At 62.0% G+C, this 15285-nt stretch carries 24 protein-coding genes; all 24 read right to left on the bottom strand.

Annotated elements, in window-relative coordinates; genetic code table 11:
* Positions 1-8: 8 nt before the first annotated feature.
* A complete protein-coding gene (gene secY, locus GGQ90_RS06800) occupies positions 9-1355 on the bottom strand; it encodes a preprotein translocase subunit SecY (RefSeq protein ID WP_188081429.1) in 1347 nt (448 codons plus the stop codon).
* A gap of 195 nt (positions 1356-1550) precedes the next feature.
* Positions 1551-2081 (bottom strand): 50S ribosomal protein L15, encoded by a 531-nt coding sequence (gene rplO / locus GGQ90_RS06795; RefSeq protein WP_188081428.1) that lies wholly within the window; start codon positions 2079-2081, stop codon positions 1551-1553.
* Between the two features lie 136 nt (positions 2082-2217).
* A complete protein-coding gene (gene rpmD, locus GGQ90_RS06790; protein ID WP_188081427.1) occupies positions 2218-2397 on the bottom strand; it encodes a 50S ribosomal protein L30 in 180 nt (59 codons plus the stop codon).
* Between the two features lie 5 nt (positions 2398-2402).
* The gene (gene rpsE / locus GGQ90_RS06785; RefSeq protein WP_188081426.1) at positions 2403-3122 is read right to left on the bottom strand and encodes a 30S ribosomal protein S5; all 720 of its coding nucleotides are present in this window, start codon (positions 3120-3122) and stop codon (positions 2403-2405) included.
* 2 nt (positions 3123-3124) lie between these two features.
* Complete coding sequence (rplR, locus tag GGQ90_RS06780; protein ID WP_188081425.1) at positions 3125-3490, bottom strand: 50S ribosomal protein L18; 366 nt, start codon at positions 3488-3490, stop codon at positions 3125-3127.
* Position 3491: 1 nt separating this feature from the next.
* Positions 3492-4025, bottom strand: coding sequence for a 50S ribosomal protein L6 (gene rplF, locus GGQ90_RS06775; protein WP_188081424.1), 534 nt, complete (start codon positions 4023-4025; stop codon positions 3492-3494).
* Positions 4025-4420, bottom strand: a complete 396-nt coding sequence (gene rpsH, locus GGQ90_RS06770; RefSeq protein ID WP_188081423.1) for a 30S ribosomal protein S8 — start codon at positions 4418-4420, stop codon at positions 4025-4027. The genes rplF and rpsH overlap by 1 nt, the downstream gene beginning before the upstream one ends.
* Before the next feature lie 12 nt (positions 4421-4432).
* Positions 4433-4738, bottom strand: coding sequence for a 30S ribosomal protein S14 (rpsN, locus tag GGQ90_RS06765; RefSeq protein WP_004208708.1), 306 nt, complete (start codon positions 4736-4738; stop codon positions 4433-4435).
* A 51-nt stretch (positions 4739-4789) separates the two neighbouring features.
* Positions 4790-5362 carry a 50S ribosomal protein L5 gene (gene rplE / locus GGQ90_RS06760; protein WP_188081422.1) on the bottom strand — a complete coding sequence of 191 codons (573 nt, stop codon included), beginning with the start codon at positions 5360-5362 and terminating at the stop codon, positions 4790-4792.
* Entirely contained in the window at positions 5362-5673 is a 312-nt protein-coding gene (rplX, locus tag GGQ90_RS06755; protein WP_188081421.1) for a 50S ribosomal protein L24, read from the bottom strand. The genes rplE and rplX overlap by 1 nt, the downstream gene beginning before the upstream one ends.
* Positions 5673-6041, bottom strand: coding sequence for a 50S ribosomal protein L14 (rplN, locus tag GGQ90_RS06750; RefSeq protein WP_004208712.1), 369 nt, complete (start codon positions 6039-6041; stop codon positions 5673-5675). The genes rplX and rplN overlap by 1 nt, the downstream gene beginning before the upstream one ends.
* 167 nt (positions 6042-6208) lie before the next feature.
* A complete protein-coding gene (gene rpsQ / locus GGQ90_RS06745) occupies positions 6209-6472 on the bottom strand; it encodes a 30S ribosomal protein S17 (RefSeq protein WP_004208713.1) in 264 nt (87 codons plus the stop codon).
* Between the two features lie 12 nt (positions 6473-6484).
* Entirely contained in the window at positions 6485-6688 is a 204-nt protein-coding gene (gene rpmC / locus GGQ90_RS06740) for a 50S ribosomal protein L29 (RefSeq protein ID WP_004208714.1), read from the bottom strand.
* Positions 6689-6691: 3 nt separating this feature from the next.
* The gene (rplP, locus tag GGQ90_RS06735) at positions 6692-7123 is read right to left on the bottom strand and encodes a 50S ribosomal protein L16 (protein ID WP_188081420.1); all 432 of its coding nucleotides are present in this window, start codon (positions 7121-7123) and stop codon (positions 6692-6694) included.
* Between the two features lie 21 nt (positions 7124-7144).
* Complete coding sequence (gene rpsC, locus GGQ90_RS06730; RefSeq protein ID WP_188081419.1) at positions 7145-7840, bottom strand: 30S ribosomal protein S3; 696 nt, start codon at positions 7838-7840, stop codon at positions 7145-7147.
* A 4-nt stretch (positions 7841-7844) separates the two neighbouring features.
* The gene (gene rplV, locus GGQ90_RS06725; protein WP_004208717.1) at positions 7845-8231 is read right to left on the bottom strand and encodes a 50S ribosomal protein L22; all 387 of its coding nucleotides are present in this window, start codon (positions 8229-8231) and stop codon (positions 7845-7847) included.
* Complete coding sequence (gene rpsS, locus GGQ90_RS06720) at positions 8231-8509, bottom strand: 30S ribosomal protein S19 (protein ID WP_007686576.1); 279 nt, start codon at positions 8507-8509, stop codon at positions 8231-8233. The genes rplV and rpsS overlap by 1 nt, the downstream gene beginning before the upstream one ends.
* Before the next feature lie 5 nt (positions 8510-8514).
* The gene (rplB, locus tag GGQ90_RS06715) at positions 8515-9351 is read right to left on the bottom strand and encodes a 50S ribosomal protein L2 (RefSeq protein WP_188081418.1); all 837 of its coding nucleotides are present in this window, start codon (positions 9349-9351) and stop codon (positions 8515-8517) included.
* Positions 9352-9361: 10 nt separating this feature from the next.
* Complete coding sequence (locus GGQ90_RS06710; protein ID WP_188081417.1) at positions 9362-9676, bottom strand: 50S ribosomal protein L23; 315 nt, start codon at positions 9674-9676, stop codon at positions 9362-9364.
* Positions 9669-10292, bottom strand: a complete 624-nt coding sequence (gene rplD, locus GGQ90_RS06705; protein ID WP_188081416.1) for a 50S ribosomal protein L4 — start codon at positions 10290-10292, stop codon at positions 9669-9671. The genes GGQ90_RS06710 and rplD overlap by 8 nt, the downstream gene beginning before the upstream one ends.
* 3 nt (positions 10293-10295) lie before the next feature.
* On the bottom strand, positions 10296-11048 hold the full coding sequence (gene rplC / locus GGQ90_RS06700; protein ID WP_004208723.1) for a 50S ribosomal protein L3: 753 nt from the start codon (positions 11046-11048) through the stop codon (positions 10296-10298).
* Between the two features lie 283 nt (positions 11049-11331).
* Positions 11332-11640, bottom strand: a complete 309-nt coding sequence (gene rpsJ / locus GGQ90_RS06695) for a 30S ribosomal protein S10 (protein WP_004208724.1) — start codon at positions 11638-11640, stop codon at positions 11332-11334.
* A gap of 206 nt (positions 11641-11846) precedes the next feature.
* On the bottom strand, positions 11847-13037 hold the full coding sequence (gene tuf / locus GGQ90_RS06690; protein ID WP_188081415.1) for an elongation factor Tu: 1191 nt from the start codon (positions 13035-13037) through the stop codon (positions 11847-11849).
* Positions 13038-13174: 137 nt separating this feature from the next.
* Entirely contained in the window at positions 13175-15247 is a 2073-nt protein-coding gene (gene fusA / locus GGQ90_RS06685) for an elongation factor G (protein WP_188081414.1), read from the bottom strand.
* Positions 15248-15285 lie beyond the last annotated feature (38 nt).

Genomic DNA, 15285 nt, shown 5'->3' with positions numbered 1-15285 from the left:
GCGCCCCCTTAGCGCATGCGGCCCTTGAGCTTCGCCTTCTTGATCAGATCCCCATATTGATGGGCGAGCAGATGGCTCTGGATCTGGGTCACGGTATCGACCGTAACATTGACCACGATCAGCAGGCTAGTCCCACCAAGGTAGAAGGGAATTCCCGCCCGGGCGATGACGAACTCCGGTACCAGGCAGATGAAGGCCAGATAGGCGGCGCCGATCACCGTGATCCGGGTCAGCACATAGTCGAGATAATTCTCGGTATTCTTGCCCGGACGGATACCCGGAATGAAGCCGCCATTACGCTTCAGATTGTCGGCCGTCTCTTCCGGATTGAACACCACGGCAGTGTAGAAGAAGCAGAAGAAGACGATGCCCAGCCCATAAAGGGCCATGTAGAACGGGCTGCCATGCGACAGATACTGGTTGATCGTCAGGATCGCGCTGCTCCAGCCATTCTCTTCATCGGCCTTGACGCCCATGAACTGCGAGATGGTCAGCGGCAGCAGCAGAAGCGAGCTGGCAAAGATCGGCGGGATCACACCCGCCGTGTTGACCTTGAGCGGCAGGTGGCTGCGATCCGCCTGCATCAGGCCCTGACGCGTCTGACGCTTGGGATACTGGATCAGCACCCGGCGCTGCGCCCGCTCCATGAAGCAGATGAAGGCAATCAGACCAAAGCCCAACACGACGACGAGGAAGATGGCCAGGCCAGAGACCGACCCTTCGCTGCCCGACTTGAACAGGTTGCTCAACGTCACCGGCAATTGGGCGACGATACCGGCCATGATGATCAGCGAGGTGCCGTTACCGATACCGCGCGAAGTGATCTGCTCACCCAGCCACAACAGGAACATGGTGCCGCCGATCAGCGAAATGATCGCCGAGACGACGAACAACATGCCCGGATCCACGACCACGCCCTGTGCCTGCCAGTTGGCGGCGGCGGCATAGCCCTGCACCGCGGTCAGGCCGACGGTACCGTAGCGGGTATATTGGTTCAGCTTCTTGCGACCGCTCTCGCCTTCCTTCTTGATCGCCGCGAGCTGCGGCGAGAGGGAGGCGGCCAGCTGCACCACGATCGACGCGGTGATGTAGGGCATGATGCCGAGCGTGATGAGGCTCGCGCGCGACAATGCACCACCCGAGAAGGTGTTGAAGATGTCGAGAATGCCGCCAGCCGACTTCTGCGACCAGGCTGCGAGCGCGGTGGGATCGATACCCGGCAGCGGCACGAAGCTGAGAAAGCGGAAGACGATCAGCGCGCCGAGCGTGAACCACAGGCGCTTCTTGAGGTCGGTCGCCTGGCTGAACTTCGCGAGGCTGAGATTGGATGCGAGCTGGTCGGCTCTCGATGCCATTGTGGCTGCCCTTCAAATCATTCTTGCCGGGGCCATAAGCCCCCTTGGCGGAATCGCTACCCCCTTAGCGGGGCGGGAAGACCATGTCGAACGGGAGTTGCCGCCATTGCGACGAACATATGCTCCCCCCGATACACATAGCCCCGCCAACCCATATCGGGCAGCGGGGCCGTGCTTGCAAGTCTCAGGCGAGACTTAGGCCTTGGCGGCCTTCTTGGCGGCAAGGGCGGTGCCCTTCTTCGCCTTGGCCTTCTCGGCAGCCGGGACGACCTCGATCACGTCGAGCTTGCCACCAGCCTTGGCGACTGCTTCGACAGCACTCATCGAGGCACCGGCGACCAGGAAGCTGACCTTGGCGGTCAGTTCGCCCTTGGCGAGAACGCGGACGCCATCCTTGCCACCACGGGCCAGGTTGGCCGCCTTCAGCGCAGCATGGTCGATCACGGCGGCAGCGTCCAGCTTGCCGGCGTCGATCGCAACCTGCACTTCACCCAGGTTCACGATCGCGTAATCGTTCGCGAAGATGTTGTTGAAGCCGCGCTTCGGGATGCGCATGTGGAGCGGCATCTGGCCACCCTCGAAGCCGTTGATGCTGACGCCCGAGCGTGCCTTGGCACCCTTCTGGCCGCGACCGGCAGTCTTGCCCTTGCCCGAGCCGATACCGCGGCCGACGCGCATACGGCCCTTGCGGGCACCGGCAATGTCGTTGATTTCGTTCAGTTTCATGTTCGCACTCGCTTTCGCTTTTGTCGCGCTGATCCCTTGTGGGATCATCTAAAGGAAGCGCCCGTTAGCGCTTCCGCTAAAAAAACGAAAGAGGGGTCGCCCCCTCTTTCGCTTCATTTCGTCGGATCGAAAGGGCTTAGCCCTCGACCACTGCCACCATGTGGGGGAGCTTCTTGATGGCACCGCGGACTTCCGCCGTGTCTTCCAGCTCGACCACGCGATGCATCTTGCCAAGGCCCAGGCCGATCAGAATCTTCTTCTGGCTTTCGGGGCGACGGATCGGCGAACCGATCTGCTTGATCTTGATCTTCGCCATGTCAGTTACTCCGCAATCGCTTCGGCATCAGCCTGCGCGACTTCGGCCGAAGCACCACCGCGACGCAGAAGGTCAGCGACCTTCTTGCCACGACGCTGCGCCACCGACTTCGGGCTGGTCTGTTCGCCCAGAGCCGCGAAGGTCGCACGGATCATGTTGTAGGGGTTCGAGGTGCCGTTCGACTTGGTCACGACGTCAGCGACGCCGAGGCTTTCGAACACGGCGCGCATCGGACCGCCGGCGATGATGCCGGTACCGGCCGGAGCCGAACGGACAGTCACCTTGCCAGCACCGAAGTGGCCGAGGCCATCATGGTGCAGGGTGCGGCCTTCCTTCAGCGGAACGCGAACCATCGCCTTCTTGGCCGAAGCAGTCGCCTTGCTGATGGCTTCAGGCACTTCGCGCGCCTTGCCATGACCGAAACCGGCGCGGCCCTTGCCGTCGCCGACGACGACCAGAGCAGCGAAACCGAAGCGCTTACCGCCCTTGACGGTCTTCGAGACGCGGTTGATGTGAACCAGCTTCTCGATCAGCTCTTCGCCCTGCTCCTCGTCGCGGTTGCCGCGACGATCGTCACGACGGCCACGGCCACCGCGCTCACCGCGGTTGCGATCGCCACCGCCACGGTTGCCACGGCCACGACCGGGACCACGACCTTCGGTCGGTGCAGTCGCTTCGGCACCCTCGACGGGCGCGACGACTTCATTGGTGTTTTCATCAGCCATGATCAGAACTCCAGCCCGCCTTCACGGGCGGCATCGGCCAGCGCCTTGACGCGGCCATGGAACAGGAAGCCACCACGGTCGAACACGACCTGGGTGACGCCGGCAGCGGTCGCCGCAGCGGCAACGCGCTTGCCGACATCGGCAGCGGCTTCAGCGCTGGCGCCGGTCTTGCCCAGAGCCTTGGAACCCACGTCCTTGTCCAGGGTCGAAGCGGCGGCGACGGTGGTGCCGGCGACGTCATCAATGACCTGGGCGTAGATGTGGCGGCCCGAACGATGGACGCTGAGGCGCGGACGGGTGCCCGAAACAGCCTTGAGCGCGGTGCGAACGCGGCGACGACGCCGCGCGAAGAGGGAAAGCTTAGCCATCTTACTTCTTCTTCCCTTCCTTGCGGAAGATGAATTCGCCGGCGTACTTGATGCCCTTGCCCTTATAGGGTTCGGGCTTGCGCCAGCGGCGGATCTCGGCGGCGACCTGGCCGACCTTCTGCTTGTCGATGCCGCTGATCTCGACCGTGGTGTTATCCGGGGTCTTGATCTCGATGCCTTCCGGAATCTCGAAATCGACGTCGTGGCTATAGCCGAGCTGCAGCTTCAGGGTTTTGCCCTGCGAGTTCGCACGGTAGCCAACACCGGTGATCAGGAGCTTCTTGGAGAAACCCTCGGTCACGCCGGTGATCAGGTTCTGGATCAGGGTACGCTGCATGCCCCAGAAAGCGCGAGCGCGCTTGCCGTTATTGGCGGGCTGCACAGCGATGCTGCCTTCTTCGACGGTGTAGGTCACCTCGTCTGCCAGCGGAATGGCGAGGGTGCCCTTGGGGCCCTTCACCGACAGCTGACCGTCAGCGATCGACGCGGTCACGCCCGACGGGACGGAGACCGGCTTTTTGCCAGTGCGGCTCATCAGAACACCTCCGCCAGCACTTCGCCACCGACATTCTGCTCACGCGCTTCGGCGTCAGACAGAACACCCTTGGGCGTCGAGACAATGGTGATGCCCAGGCCGTTGCGGATCACCGGCAGTTCCTTGGAACCCGAGTAAACGCGGCGGCCAGGCTTGGACACGCGGGCGACATGCTTGATCGCCGGCTGGCCCTCGAAATATTTCAGCTCGATGCGCAGGCCGGGGTGATTGCCAAGGGCTTCCTCGGAATAACCACGGATATAGCCTTCGCGCTGCAGAACGTCGAGCACGCGGGCACGGAGCTTGCTGGCGGGGGACACAACGCTGTCCTTCTTCGCCTGCTGTCCGTTACGGATGCGGGTGAGCATATCACCCAGGGGATCGGTCAATGCCATCTCAAATGATCCTTACCAGCTCGACTTGGTGACGCCGGGGATCAGGCCCTTGTTGGCCAGATCACGCAGCTGCACGCGGCAGAGACGGAATTTACGGTAGTAAGCGCGCGGGCGACCAGTCAGTTCGCAACGATTGCGAATGCGGGTCGGATTGCCGTTGCGGGGGACTTCCGCCATCTTCAGACGCGCGATCAGACGCTCGGTGTCGTCGAGTGCAGTATCAGCTGCGATCGCCTTGAGCTTCGCATAGCGGCCGGCATACTTCTTCACCAGCTTCTTGCGGCGCTCGTTCTTGTTGATCGAACTCAGTTTCGCCATGACTTAAGTTCTCTTCCTTAGCTTAAGCGTTAGGGAGAGAAGCGGGACCTATCAGGCCGCCTGCTTCTCTTCGAGCGGGAAGGGGAAGCCGAAGAGGCGCAGCAGTTCGCGCGCTTCATCGTCCGTCTTCGCCGTGGTGGTCACGATGATATCCATGCCGCGCACCTTGTCGACGCGGTCATAGCTGATCTCCGGGAAGATGATCTGCTCCTTGATACCAAAGGCATAGTTGCCACGGCCATCGAAGCTCTTCGGATTGAGACCACGGAAATCGCGCACGCGGGGCAGAGCGATGTTGATCAGGCGATCAACGAACTCGTACATGCGCTCGCGGCGCAGCGTGACCTTCGCACCGATCGGCATGCCTTCACGCAGCTTGAACTGCGCGATCGACTTCTTCGCCTTGGTGATAACCGGCTTCTGGCCAGCGATCAGTTCCATTTCCTCGGCGGCCGAAGTGACCTTCTTCTTGTCCTGGGTGGCTTCGCCCACGCCCATGTTGAGCGTGATCTTCTCGATCTTGGGCACTTCCATGACGTTCGAATAACCGAACTTCTCGGTCATCGCCTTCGCGATTTCGGCGTCATAGACGGCCTTCGAGCGCGGGATATACTTGTCGGCCATTACAGCACCTCACCGGACTTGACGGCGACACGGACCTTCTTGCCGTCGCGATCCTCGAAACGGACGCGGGTCGGCTTGCCATCCTTGTCGGCGACAGCGACGTTCGAAATGTGCAGCGGCGCCGGCTTGCGATCGATGCCACCCTGCGGGTTGGCCTGATCGGGCTTGCGATGACGTGCATGCACGTTGATGCCTTCGACGAGGACCTTGTCGGCCTTCGGCAGCACCTGGAGGACGGCGCCGGTACGGCCCTTGTCCTTGCCAGCCAGGACGACGATCTTGTCGCCCTTCTTGATCTTAGCAGCGCTCATTACAGCACCTCGGGAGCGAGCGAGATGATCTTCATGTGCTTCTTGGCGCGCAGTTCGCGAACGACCGGGCCAAAGATACGGGTGCCGATCGGCTCCTCGTTCTTGTTGATAAGCACAGCGGCGTTGCCGTCGAAGCGAATCACGCTGCCATCAGCGCGACGCACGTCCTTGGCGGTGCGCACGATGACGGCGCGATGCACGTCACCCTTCTTCACCTTGCCACGCGGAGCAGCTTCCTTGACGGAGACGACAATGATGTCGCCCACGCCGGCGAAACGCCGCTTCGAGCCGCCCAGCACCTTGATGCACTGGACGCGCTTGGCGCCGCTGTTGTCAGCGACGTCAAGATTGGATTGCATCTGGATCATGGATCCGGTTCCTTCTTATTTGGCCTACCGGGACTATCCCGGCGGTTCCGAATTTCGTGTATCGACCCGGGGAACGAAATGCACGAAGCGCGGGCCTGTACCCTTTCCCGAAGGAAAAGGCCAGCCCCGCGTCCGAACTTTTTCGACCCTAGGGTCAGTAACTGCCCTTAGGCCGCCGATTCCGGCGACTTGTGGGTGTCTACCCGCTCGATGACCTTCCAGGTCTTGAGCTTGGAAATCGGAGCGGTCTCTTCGATGCGGACCGTTTCGCCTTCCTTGTAGACATTGCCCTCGTCATGGGCATGGTACTTCTTCGAGCGGCGGATGATCTTGCCGTAGAGCGCATGCTTAACCTTGCGCTCCACGCGAACCACCACCGTCTTGTCGGTCTTGTCGGAAACCACCGTTCCCGTCAGCACGCGCTTGGGCATCGTGTGTTTCCTTTACTTCGCGGCCGAGCGCGAACGCTCGGTCTGCAGGGTCTTGATCTGCGCGATCGAACGACGGACTTCACGAACGCGGCTGGGCTTTTCCAGCTGGTTGGTGGCCGCCTGGAAACGCAGATTGAACTGCTCGCGCTTCAGGTTGTTCAGCTCGGTCGACAGCTCGTCGTCCGACTTGGTCTTGAGGTCTGCAACGTTGGCCACAGCTTAACCCTCCAGGTGCGAGGTGTCGCCGAGGCGGGCAACGACCTTCGTCTTGATGGGCAGCTTCATCGCGGCGCGCGAGAAGGCCTCTGCTGCGAGCGGACCGGGAACGCCGTCCAGTTCGAACAGGATACGGCCGGGAGCGACGCGAGCCGCCCAATATTCGACCGAACCCTTGCCCTTGCCCTGGCGGACTTCAGCCGGCTTCTTGGTGACCGGAACGTCGGGGAACACGCGGATCCACAGACGGCCCTGACGGCGCAGGTGGCGCTGGATCGCGCGGCGAGCCGCTTCGATCTGGCGCGCGGTGATCCGCTCAGGCTCCATGGCCTTGAGACCATAGGCGCCGAAGTTCAGCGCAGTGCCGCCCTTCGCATCGCCCTTGATCCGACCCTTGAAGGTCTTGCGGAACTTCATCTTCTTCGGTTGCAGCATGACGCTATTACCTTCTTATTCTCAGCGCGCCGGGCGCACGCCGGAGGTCTGAGCCTCCAGCATCAGCCGGTCGGTAGCCATCGGATCATGGCCGAGAATCTCGCCCTTGAAGATCCAGACCTTGATGCCGCAAACGCCATAGGCGGTGTGCGCCGTGGCTTCGGCATAGTCGACGTTCGCACGCAGGGTGTGCAGCGGAACGCGGCCTTCGCGATACCATTCGACACGCGCGATCTCTGCACCGCCCAGACGGCCGCCGCAGGTGATCTTGATGCCTTCGGCGCCCAGACGGAGAGCCGACTGCACCGCACGCTTCATGGCGCGACGGAAAGCAACGCGGCGTTCCAGCTGGTCAGCGATGCCCTGTGCAACGAGCTTCGAATCGATTTCCGGCTTGCGGATCTCGACGATGTTCAGCGACACGTCCGACGAGGTGAAGGCACCCAGCTTCTTGCGAAGCTTCTCGATGTCCGCACCCTTCTTGCCGATGATGACGCCCGGACGGGCAGCATAGATCGACACGCGGCACAGCTTGGCAGGACGCTCGATCACGACCTTCGAGATCGCGGCCTGCGGCAGGGTCTTCATGATGAACTGGCGGATCTTGAGATCCTCCAGCAGCAGGCGACCATAGTCGGCACCTTCCGCGAACCAGCGGCTGTCCCAGGTGCGGTTGATCTGCAGACGCAGACCAATCGGGTTGCTCTTGTGACCCATGTGCTTACGCCTCCGCTTCTTCGCCAGCTTCACGCACGACGATGCGCACGCGGCTGAAGGGCTTGAGGATCCGGGTCGACTTGCCGCGACCGCGAGCGTGGAAGCGCTTCAGGGTGAAGCTCTTGCCCACCGATGCTTCCGCCACGACGAGTGCGTCGACGTCCAGATTGTGATTGTTTTCCGCGTTGGCGATGGCCGAAGCCAGCACCTTGCGCACGTCCACAGCCATCGCCTTCTTCGAGAAAGCGAGGATGTTGAGCGCGTCCTCGACCTTGCGGCCGCGGATCAGCGTAGCGACCAGGTTCAGCTTCTGGGCCGAACCACGGATCTGCGTGCCGACGGCGAGCGCTTCATTGTCGGCGACGCGACGGGGAGCCTTTTCCTTGCTCATTAGCGCTTGCCCTTCTTGTCGGCAGCGTGACCAGGGAAATAGCGGGTCGGGGCGAATTCGCCCAGCTTGTGACCCACCATGTCCTCGTTCACCGAGACCGGCACATGCTTGCGGCCGTTATAGACGTTGAACGTCAGGCCAACGAACTGCGGCAGGATGGTGGAACGGCGCGACCAGGTCTTGATCGGACCCGAACGGCCACCGGCGTCCTGCGCCACTTCCGCCTTCTTCAGAAGGCTGAGGTCCACGAACGGACCTTTCCAGACGGAACGAGCCATCTCGCTTACCTCTTCTTCTTCGCGTGGCGGCTACGGATGATGAACTTGTCCGTTGCCTTGTTGTGACGGGTGCGTGCACCCTTGGTCGGCTTGCCCCACGGGGTAACCGGGTGACGGCCGCCCGAAGTCCGGCCTTCACCACCGCCATGCGGGTGATCGACCGGGTTCTTCGCCACGCCGCGCGTCAGAGGACGGATGCCGTTCCAACGGTTGCGGCCTGCCTTGGCCAGGTTGGTGTTGGCGTTGTCGGGGTTCGACACGGCGCCGACGGTGCCCATGCAGTCCGAACGGATGTAGCGCTGCTCACCCGACGACAGACGGATCATGACCATGCCGCGATCACGGCCGACCAGCTGGGCATAGGTGCCCGCCGAACGGCAGAGCTGCGCACCCTTGCCCGGCTTCATCTCGATGTTGTGGATGATCGTGCCGACCGGCATCTGACCCAGCTCCATCGCATTGCCCGGCTTCACGTCGGTCTTCTTGCCCGCGATGACCTTGTCACCGGGCGCCAGACGCTGCGGCGCAATGATGTACGCCTGCGTACCGTCGGGATAGTTGACCAGCGCGATGAAGGCGGTGCGGTTGGGGTCATATTCCAGACGCTCGACCGTGCCTTCAACGTCCCACAGGCGACGCTTGAAGTCGATGATACGATAGCGCTGCTTGTGACCGCCACCGATACCACGCGAGGTCACATGACCCTTGTTGTTACGACCACCGGTCTTGCGCTTGCCTTCGGTCAGCGCCTTGACGGGCTTGCCCTTGTGCAGGCTCGACTTGTCGACGAGGATCAGGCCACGCTGGGCCGGGCTCGTCGGGTTATAGTGCTTGAGTGCCATCTATCTCGCCTCAAATACCGGTGGTGACGTCGATGGACTGGCCTTCGGCCAGCGTGACGATCGCCTTCTTCACGTCGTTGCGCTTGTAGGGCTTGCCCTTCCAGCGCTTGACCTTGCCCTTCTGCACCAGCGTGTTGACCGCCTTCACGGTCACGCCGAACAGGGCTTCGACAGCCGCCTTGATCTCCGGCTTGGACGCGTCGTTCGCGACCTTGAAGACAACGGCGTTGTTTTCCGAGAGCAGAGTCGACTTCTCGGTGATGACCGGCGCGACAACCACGTCAAAATGACGGTTGTCGACGGTCGCTGCTTCTTTCTTAGCCATTGAAACGGGCCTCCAGCTTTTCGACCGCGGCGCGGGTAAGCACCAGCGAATCGGCCTTCAGGATGTCGTAGACGTTCGCACCAACGGCCGGCAGCAGGTTCACGCCGATGATGTTGGCCGAAGCCTTGGCGAAGCTGACGTTCACGGCGTCGCCGTCGATGAACAGAACCTTGTTCAGGTTCAGCTTGGCGAGGCTGGCGACCAGCGCCTTGGTCTTGCCTTCGGCAACGTCGAGATTGTCGAGGATGATCAGCGAACCGTCCTTGACCTTCGACGACAGCGCCATCTTCAGACCCAGCGCGCGAACCTTCTTGTTCAGCGAGGGGTTGAAGTCGCGAACGCGGGCACCGTGAGCCTTACCACCGCCGATGAAGACGGGAGCGCGGCGATCGCCGTGACGGGCGGTACCGCCGCCCTTCTGGCGACCGAACTTCTTGCCGGTGCGGGCGACATCCGAACGCTCGCGGGTGCCGCGGGCAGTGCCACGACGCTTCTCGAGCTGCCAGGTGACGACGCGGTGCAGAATGTCAGCGCGGGGCTCGACACCGAACACGGCATCGTTGAGCTCCAGGTCGCCGGCGGCCTGCGCGTCGAGGGTCTGTACATTGACCTTCATGGTTTAGCCCTCCTGGCCTTCAGTCGCTTCGGGAGCGGCCGCTTCCGCGGGCGTCTCGGCCGGAGCGGCGTTGCTGTTTGCAGCCTGCTTCAGGCTGGCGGGATAGGGCGCGTCGGCGTGACGGGGAACCTTCACGGCGTCGCTGACGGTCAGCCAGGTGCCCTTGGCGCCCGGAACCGAACCCTTGACGAACAGCAGACCGCGCTCGACGTCCGTGCGGACGATCTCGAGATTCTGCTGGGTCCGCTCACGATCACCCATGTGACCAGCCATCTTCTTGTTCTTGAAGACGCGGCCCGGATCCTGACGGTTACCGGTCGAACCATGTGCACGGTGGCTGATCGACACGCCGTGGGTGGCGCGCATACCGCCGAAGCCCCAGCGCTTCATAGCACCGGCAAAGCCCTTACCCTGGGTGTGACCGGCAACGTCGACCAGCTGGCCAGCGACGAAATGGTCAGCGGCGATTTCAGCGCCGACGTCGAGGAGCGCATCCTCGGCGACGCGGAATTCAACCAGACGCGCCTTCGGTTCAACTTCCGCCTTGGCGAAATGACCGCGCTGCGGCTTGGCGACATTCTTGGCCTTGGCAACGCCAGCGCCCAGCTGAAGGGCAACATAACCGTCGCGCTCAACTTCCTTACGTGCAACGACCTGCGTACCCTCAAGGCTGAGGACCGTGACGGGGACGTGACGTCCATCGTCCTGGAACAGGCGGGTCATCCCGACTTTCTTAGCGATCACGCCTGTGCGCATCACTGATTACTCCCATAGAGGCCCGCCATAGCAGCGGGCGTATCCAACGAAAAAACCGCTCAGCATCTCTGCTTCGCGGCCCAACCCAATGTATAGATCACCCCGTCCGGGTTGGATGCCGATCCCGCCAGGGAAAGGCGACGGGGGACCAGGACCACGCGCCTTGGCCGGTTCACCGGCAGGCCGTGCGGTATCCCTTGTGTCGTGTGAGCTTTCAGCAACCCACAGGGTCGCGAAATGCCCGATACCCTGCCAACCTTGCGGATGGCAGGGACTTGCCGGCTTAGGCCAGCTTGATCTCGACGTTCACGCCGGCAGCCAGGTCCAGCTTCATCAGCGCGTCGACCGTCTGCGGCGTCGGCTGCACAATGTCAAGCATACGCTTGTAGGTGCGGACCTCGAACTGCTCGCGCGACTTCTTGTCGATGTGCGGACCACGGTTGACCGTGAACTTTTCGATGCGCGTCGGAAGAGGAATCGGACCGCGAATAAGGGCGCCGGTGCGGCGGGCGGTTTCGGCGATGTCGCCGGTCGCCTGATCGAGCACGCGATGATCGAACGCCTTGAGGCGAATGCGGATGTTGCTGTCCATTGTTCCTGTACCGATGCGAAAGAGCCAATAACCAGCGCATTTTCATGAATCAGCCGGAGCAGCCGTTGATTTACGAAAACACGCCAACAAAAAAATATCCGCCCCGTTTTGCCCTTCTAGCTCATTCGAGCCGGAGAAAGGCGATCCGGGGCGGGTAAAAACTTCAGCGGCGCGAATCAGGCGATTCGCGCCGCTGCGGTCCTATATTACTTCGAGATCGTGCCGACAACCCCTGCGCCGACGGTACGACCGCCTTCACGAATGGCGAAGCGCAGACCCGAGTCCATGGCGATCGGAGCGATCAGCTTGACGCCGAGCTTCACGTTGTCGCCAGGCATGACCATCTCGGTGCCCTCGGGGAGGATCACTTCGCCGGTCACGTCGGTGGTGCGGAAGTAGAACTGCGGACGATAGTTGGCGAAGAACGGGGTGTGACGGCCGCCTTCTTCCTTCGACAGCACGTAGACTTCGGCGTCGAATTCGGTGTGCGGGGTAACCGAACCCGGCTTGGCCAGAACCTGACCACGCTCAACGTCTTCACGGCCAACGCCACGGATCAGCGCGCCGATGTTGTCGCCGGCCTGACCCTGGTCGAGCAGCTTGCGGAACATTTCGACGCCGGTGACGGTGGTCTTCTTGGTGGGACGGATGCCGACGATTTCGACTTCTTCACCAACCTTGACGATGCCGGTTTCGACGCGGCCGGTCACAACCGTACCACGACCCGAGATCGAGAACACGTCTTCGATCGGCATCAGGAAGGGCTTGTCGACCGGACGGTCGGGCTGCGGGATCCAGCTGTCGACGGCAGCCATCAGCTTCAGAACGGCGTCATGGCCGATTTCCGGAGTCTTGTCCTGCAGGGCAGCAACAGCCGAACCCGGGATGACGGGGATGTTGTCGCCGTCGAAGTCATACGAGCTCAGCAGCTCGCGGATTTCCAGCTCGACCAGCTCGAGGATTTCGGCGTCGTCGACCAGGTCAACCTTGTTCATGAACACGACGAGCTGCGGCACGCCGACCTGCTTGGCGAGCAGGATGTGCTCACGGGTCTGCGGCATCGGGCCGTCGGTGGCCGAAACGACCAGGATCGCGCCGTCCATCTGGGCGGCACCGGTGATCATGTTCTTGACGTAGTCAGCGTGACCCGGGCAGTCGACGTGCGCGTAGTGACGAGCTTCAGTCTCATACTCGACGTGAGCGGTCGAGATGGTGATGCCACGCTCGCGCTCTTCGGGAGCCTTGTCGATGTTGTCGTACGAGGTGAAGGTCGCACCGCCGGTTTCGGCGAGAACCTTGGTGATCGCCGCGGTCAGCGAGGTCTTACCATGGTCAACGTGACCGATGGTGCCGATGTTGCAGTGCGGCTTATTCCGCTCAAACTTAGCCTTAGCCATTTTATCCTACCTTCTAATCAAAATCAGCTTGGGTCTGACCGCTCGGCCGCGCCTCGCGAAGGCGCGTCCATAGCAGCAAATTCACAGATTACCAGCCCCTATCCGAGCCGCATGCACGGCCCGGACAGGGAAACTCGTCAGGCCATCTTCGCCTTGACCTCGTCCGCAACATTCTGCGGCACTTCGTCATAGTGCGAGAAGATCATCGAGTAGTTCGCGCGGCCCTGGGTGAAGGAACGCAGCGAGTTCACATAGCCGAACATGTTGGCCAGCGGGACCATTGCCTCGACCACCTGCGCGTTACCGCGCGTATCGGTGCCCTGGATCTGGCCACGACGGCTGTTCATGTCGCCGATGACGTCACCCAGGTATTCTTCCGGGGTCACGACTTCGACCTTCATGACGGGCTCGAGCAGGGTGATGCCCGACTTCTGCGCCGCTTCACGCATGGCAGCGCGGGCACAGATTTCGAACGCCAGCGCCGACGAGTCGACGTCATGATAGGCGCCGTCATACAGCACGATCTCGAAATCGATGATCGGGAAGCCGATCAGCGAACCGGTCGCTGCCGTTTCGCGGAAGCCCTTTTCGATCGCGGGGATATATTCCTTGGGAATATTGCCGCCCTTGATCTCATCCTTGAACAGGATGCCCGCACCGCGCTCGCCCGGCGTCAGCTTCACCTTGACGCGGCCGAACTGGCCAGTGCCGCCCGACTGCTTCTTGTGGGTGTAGTCGATGTCGACCGGCTTCTTGAGATACTCGCGATAGGCCACCTGCGGCGCACCGACGTTCGCCTCGACCTTGAACTCGCGCTTCATGCGGTCGACCAGGATTTCGAGGTGAAGTTCGCCCATGCCCTTGATGATGGTCTGGCCCGATTCGTGATCGGTCGTGACGCGGAACGAGGGATCCTCGGCGGCCAGGCGGTTGAGGGCGACGCCCATCTTTTCCTGGTCGGCCTTGGTCTTGGGTTCCACCGACAGTTCGATAACCGGCTCGGGGAATTCCATCCGCTCCAGGATGATCGGCTGGCGCTCGGCGCACAGCGTATCACCGGTGGTCGTTTCCTTCATGCCCGCCAGCGCGACGATGTCACCAGCATAGGCGGTATCGATGTCCTCACGCGAGTTCGCGTGCATGAGGAGCATACGGCCGATCTTTTCCTTCTTGTCCTTCACCGAGTTCAGGTAGGTGCCCTTGGTCAGGGTGCCCGAATAGATGCGCAGGAAGGTCAGCGAGCCGACGAACGGGTCGTTCATGATCTTGAACGCCAGGCCCGAGAAGGGCGCTTCGTCCGAGGTCGCACGGCTGTCCGGAGTTTCGCCGTCCATCTTGACGCCCTGGACGTCTTCGATGTCCAGCGGGCTCGGCAGATAGTCGACAACGGCGTCGAGCAGCGGCTGAACGCCCTTGTTCTTGAATGCCGAACCGCACAGCACCGGCACGAATGCATGACCCAGCGTACCCTTGCGGATCAGCTTCTTGAGCGTCGGCACGTCGGGCAGATTGCCTTCCAGATAGGCTTCCATCGCCTCGTCGTCCTGTTCGACGGCGAGTTCGATCAGCTTTTCGCGATATTCGGCAGCCTTGTCGGCGAGATCGGCCGGAATTTCTTCATAGAAGAATTCGGCGCCCAGGCTCTCATCCTTCCAGATGATCGCACGGTTCTCGACCAGGTCGACCAGACCGCGGAAGTCCGATTCCGCACCGATGGGCAGATAGAGGACAGCGGGAACGGCACCCAGGCGATCGATGATCGTCTGCACGCAATAATAGAAGTCGGCACCGGTGCGGTCGAGCTTGTTGATGAAGCACATCCGCGGAACCTTGTACTTGTCCGCCTGGCGCCACACGGTTTCCGACTGCGGCTCAACGCCGGCAACGCCGTCGAACGCGGCAACCGCACCGTCGAGCACGCGCAGCGAACGCTCGACTTCGATGGTGAAGTCGACGTGGCCGGGGGTGTCGATGATGTTCAGGCGGTGGTCGTTCCAGATGCAGGTCGTTGCGGCCGAGGTGATGGTGATACCACGCTCCTGCTCCTGCTCCATCCAGTCCATGGTCGCGGCGCCGTCATGGACTTCGCCGATCTTGTAGGACTTGCCGGTGTAGTAAAGGATACGCTCGGTCGTGGTGGTCTTGCCGGCGTCGATGTGCGCCATGATACCGAAATTGCGATAGCGTTCGAGCGGATGGCTGCGGGCCATGATGCTTCTCCGTTGCCGGCGCGCCGGCGGTTGGGGAT

Origin of the sequence: Sphingobium scionense, from assembly GCF_014197035.1 — a bacterium.
Lineage (GTDB): Bacteria > Pseudomonadota > Alphaproteobacteria > Sphingomonadales > Sphingomonadaceae > Sphingobium > Sphingobium scionense.
This window is presented reverse-complemented; position numbering and strand designations above follow the sequence as displayed.

What these genes read in the sequence shown, in the direction of transcription:
- rplF (WP_188081424.1), bottom strand. Translation starts at nt 4,025, where the DNA reads ATGAGCCGCACTGGCAAAAAGCCGGTCTCCGTCCCGTCGGGCGTGACC.
- GGQ90_RS06710 (WP_188081417.1), bottom strand. Translation starts at nt 9,676, where the DNA reads ATGGCTAAGAAAGAAGCAGCGACCGTCGACAACCGTCATTTTGACGTG.
- rpsH (WP_188081423.1), bottom strand. Translation starts at nt 4,420, where the DNA reads ATGGCATTGACCGATCCCCTGGGTGATATGCTCACCCGCATCCGTAAC.
- fusA (WP_188081414.1), bottom strand. Translation starts at nt 15,247, where the DNA reads ATGGCCCGCAGCCATCCGCTCGAACGCTATCGCAATTTCGGTATCATG.
- rplE (WP_188081422.1), bottom strand. Translation starts at nt 5,362, where the DNA reads ATGGCCGACAAGTATATCCCGCGCTCGAAGGCCGTCTATGACGCCGAA.
- rpsQ (WP_004208713.1), bottom strand. Translation starts at nt 6,472, where the DNA reads ATGCCCAAGCGCGTGCTGACGGGAACGGTGGTTTCCGACAAGACCGAC.
- rpsN (WP_004208708.1), bottom strand. Translation starts at nt 4,738, where the DNA reads ATGGCGAAACTGAGTTCGATCAACAAGAACGAGCGCCGCAAGAAGCTG.
- rplR (WP_188081425.1), bottom strand. Translation starts at nt 3,490, where the DNA reads ATGGCTAAGCTTTCCCTCTTCGCGCGGCGTCGTCGCCGCGTTCGCACC.
- rpsC (WP_188081419.1), bottom strand. Translation starts at nt 7,840, where the DNA reads ATGGGTCACAAGAGCAACCCGATTGGTCTGCGTCTGCAGATCAACCGC.
- rplO (WP_188081428.1), bottom strand. Translation starts at nt 2,081, where the DNA reads ATGAAACTGAACGAAATCAACGACATTGCCGGTGCCCGCAAGGGCCGT.
- tuf (WP_188081415.1), bottom strand. Translation starts at nt 13,037, where the DNA reads ATGGCTAAGGCTAAGTTTGAGCGGAATAAGCCGCACTGCAACATCGGC.
- rplN (WP_004208712.1), bottom strand. Translation starts at nt 6,041, where the DNA reads ATGATCCAGATGCAATCCAATCTTGACGTCGCTGACAACAGCGGCGCC.
- rplX (WP_188081421.1), bottom strand. Translation starts at nt 5,673, where the DNA reads ATGAGCGCTGCTAAGATCAAGAAGGGCGACAAGATCGTCGTCCTGGCT.
- rpmD (WP_188081427.1), bottom strand. Translation starts at nt 2,397, where the DNA reads ATGGCGAAGATCAAGATCAAGCAGATCGGTTCGCCGATCCGTCGCCCC.
- rpsE (WP_188081426.1), bottom strand. Translation starts at nt 3,122, where the DNA reads ATGGCTGATGAAAACACCAATGAAGTCGTCGCGCCCGTCGAGGGTGCC.
- rpsJ (WP_004208724.1), bottom strand. Translation starts at nt 11,640, where the DNA reads ATGGACAGCAACATCCGCATTCGCCTCAAGGCGTTCGATCATCGCGTG.
- rpsS (WP_007686576.1), bottom strand. Translation starts at nt 8,509, where the DNA reads ATGGCTCGTTCCGTCTGGAAAGGTCCGTTCGTGGACCTCAGCCTTCTG.
- rplD (WP_188081416.1), bottom strand. Translation starts at nt 10,292, where the DNA reads ATGAAGGTCAATGTACAGACCCTCGACGCGCAGGCCGCCGGCGACCTG.
- secY (WP_188081429.1), bottom strand. Translation starts at nt 1,355, where the DNA reads ATGGCATCGAGAGCCGACCAGCTCGCATCCAATCTCAGCCTCGCGAAG.
- rplP (WP_188081420.1), bottom strand. Translation starts at nt 7,123, where the DNA reads ATGCTGCAACCGAAGAAGATGAAGTTCCGCAAGACCTTCAAGGGTCGG.
- rplC (WP_004208723.1), bottom strand. Translation starts at nt 11,048, where the DNA reads ATGCGCACAGGCGTGATCGCTAAGAAAGTCGGGATGACCCGCCTGTTC.
- rplV (WP_004208717.1), bottom strand. Translation starts at nt 8,231, where the DNA reads ATGAGCAAGGAAAAGGCTCCCCGTCGCGTCGCCGACAATGAAGCGCTC.
- rplB (WP_188081418.1), bottom strand. Translation starts at nt 9,351, where the DNA reads ATGGCACTCAAGCACTATAACCCGACGAGCCCGGCCCAGCGTGGCCTG.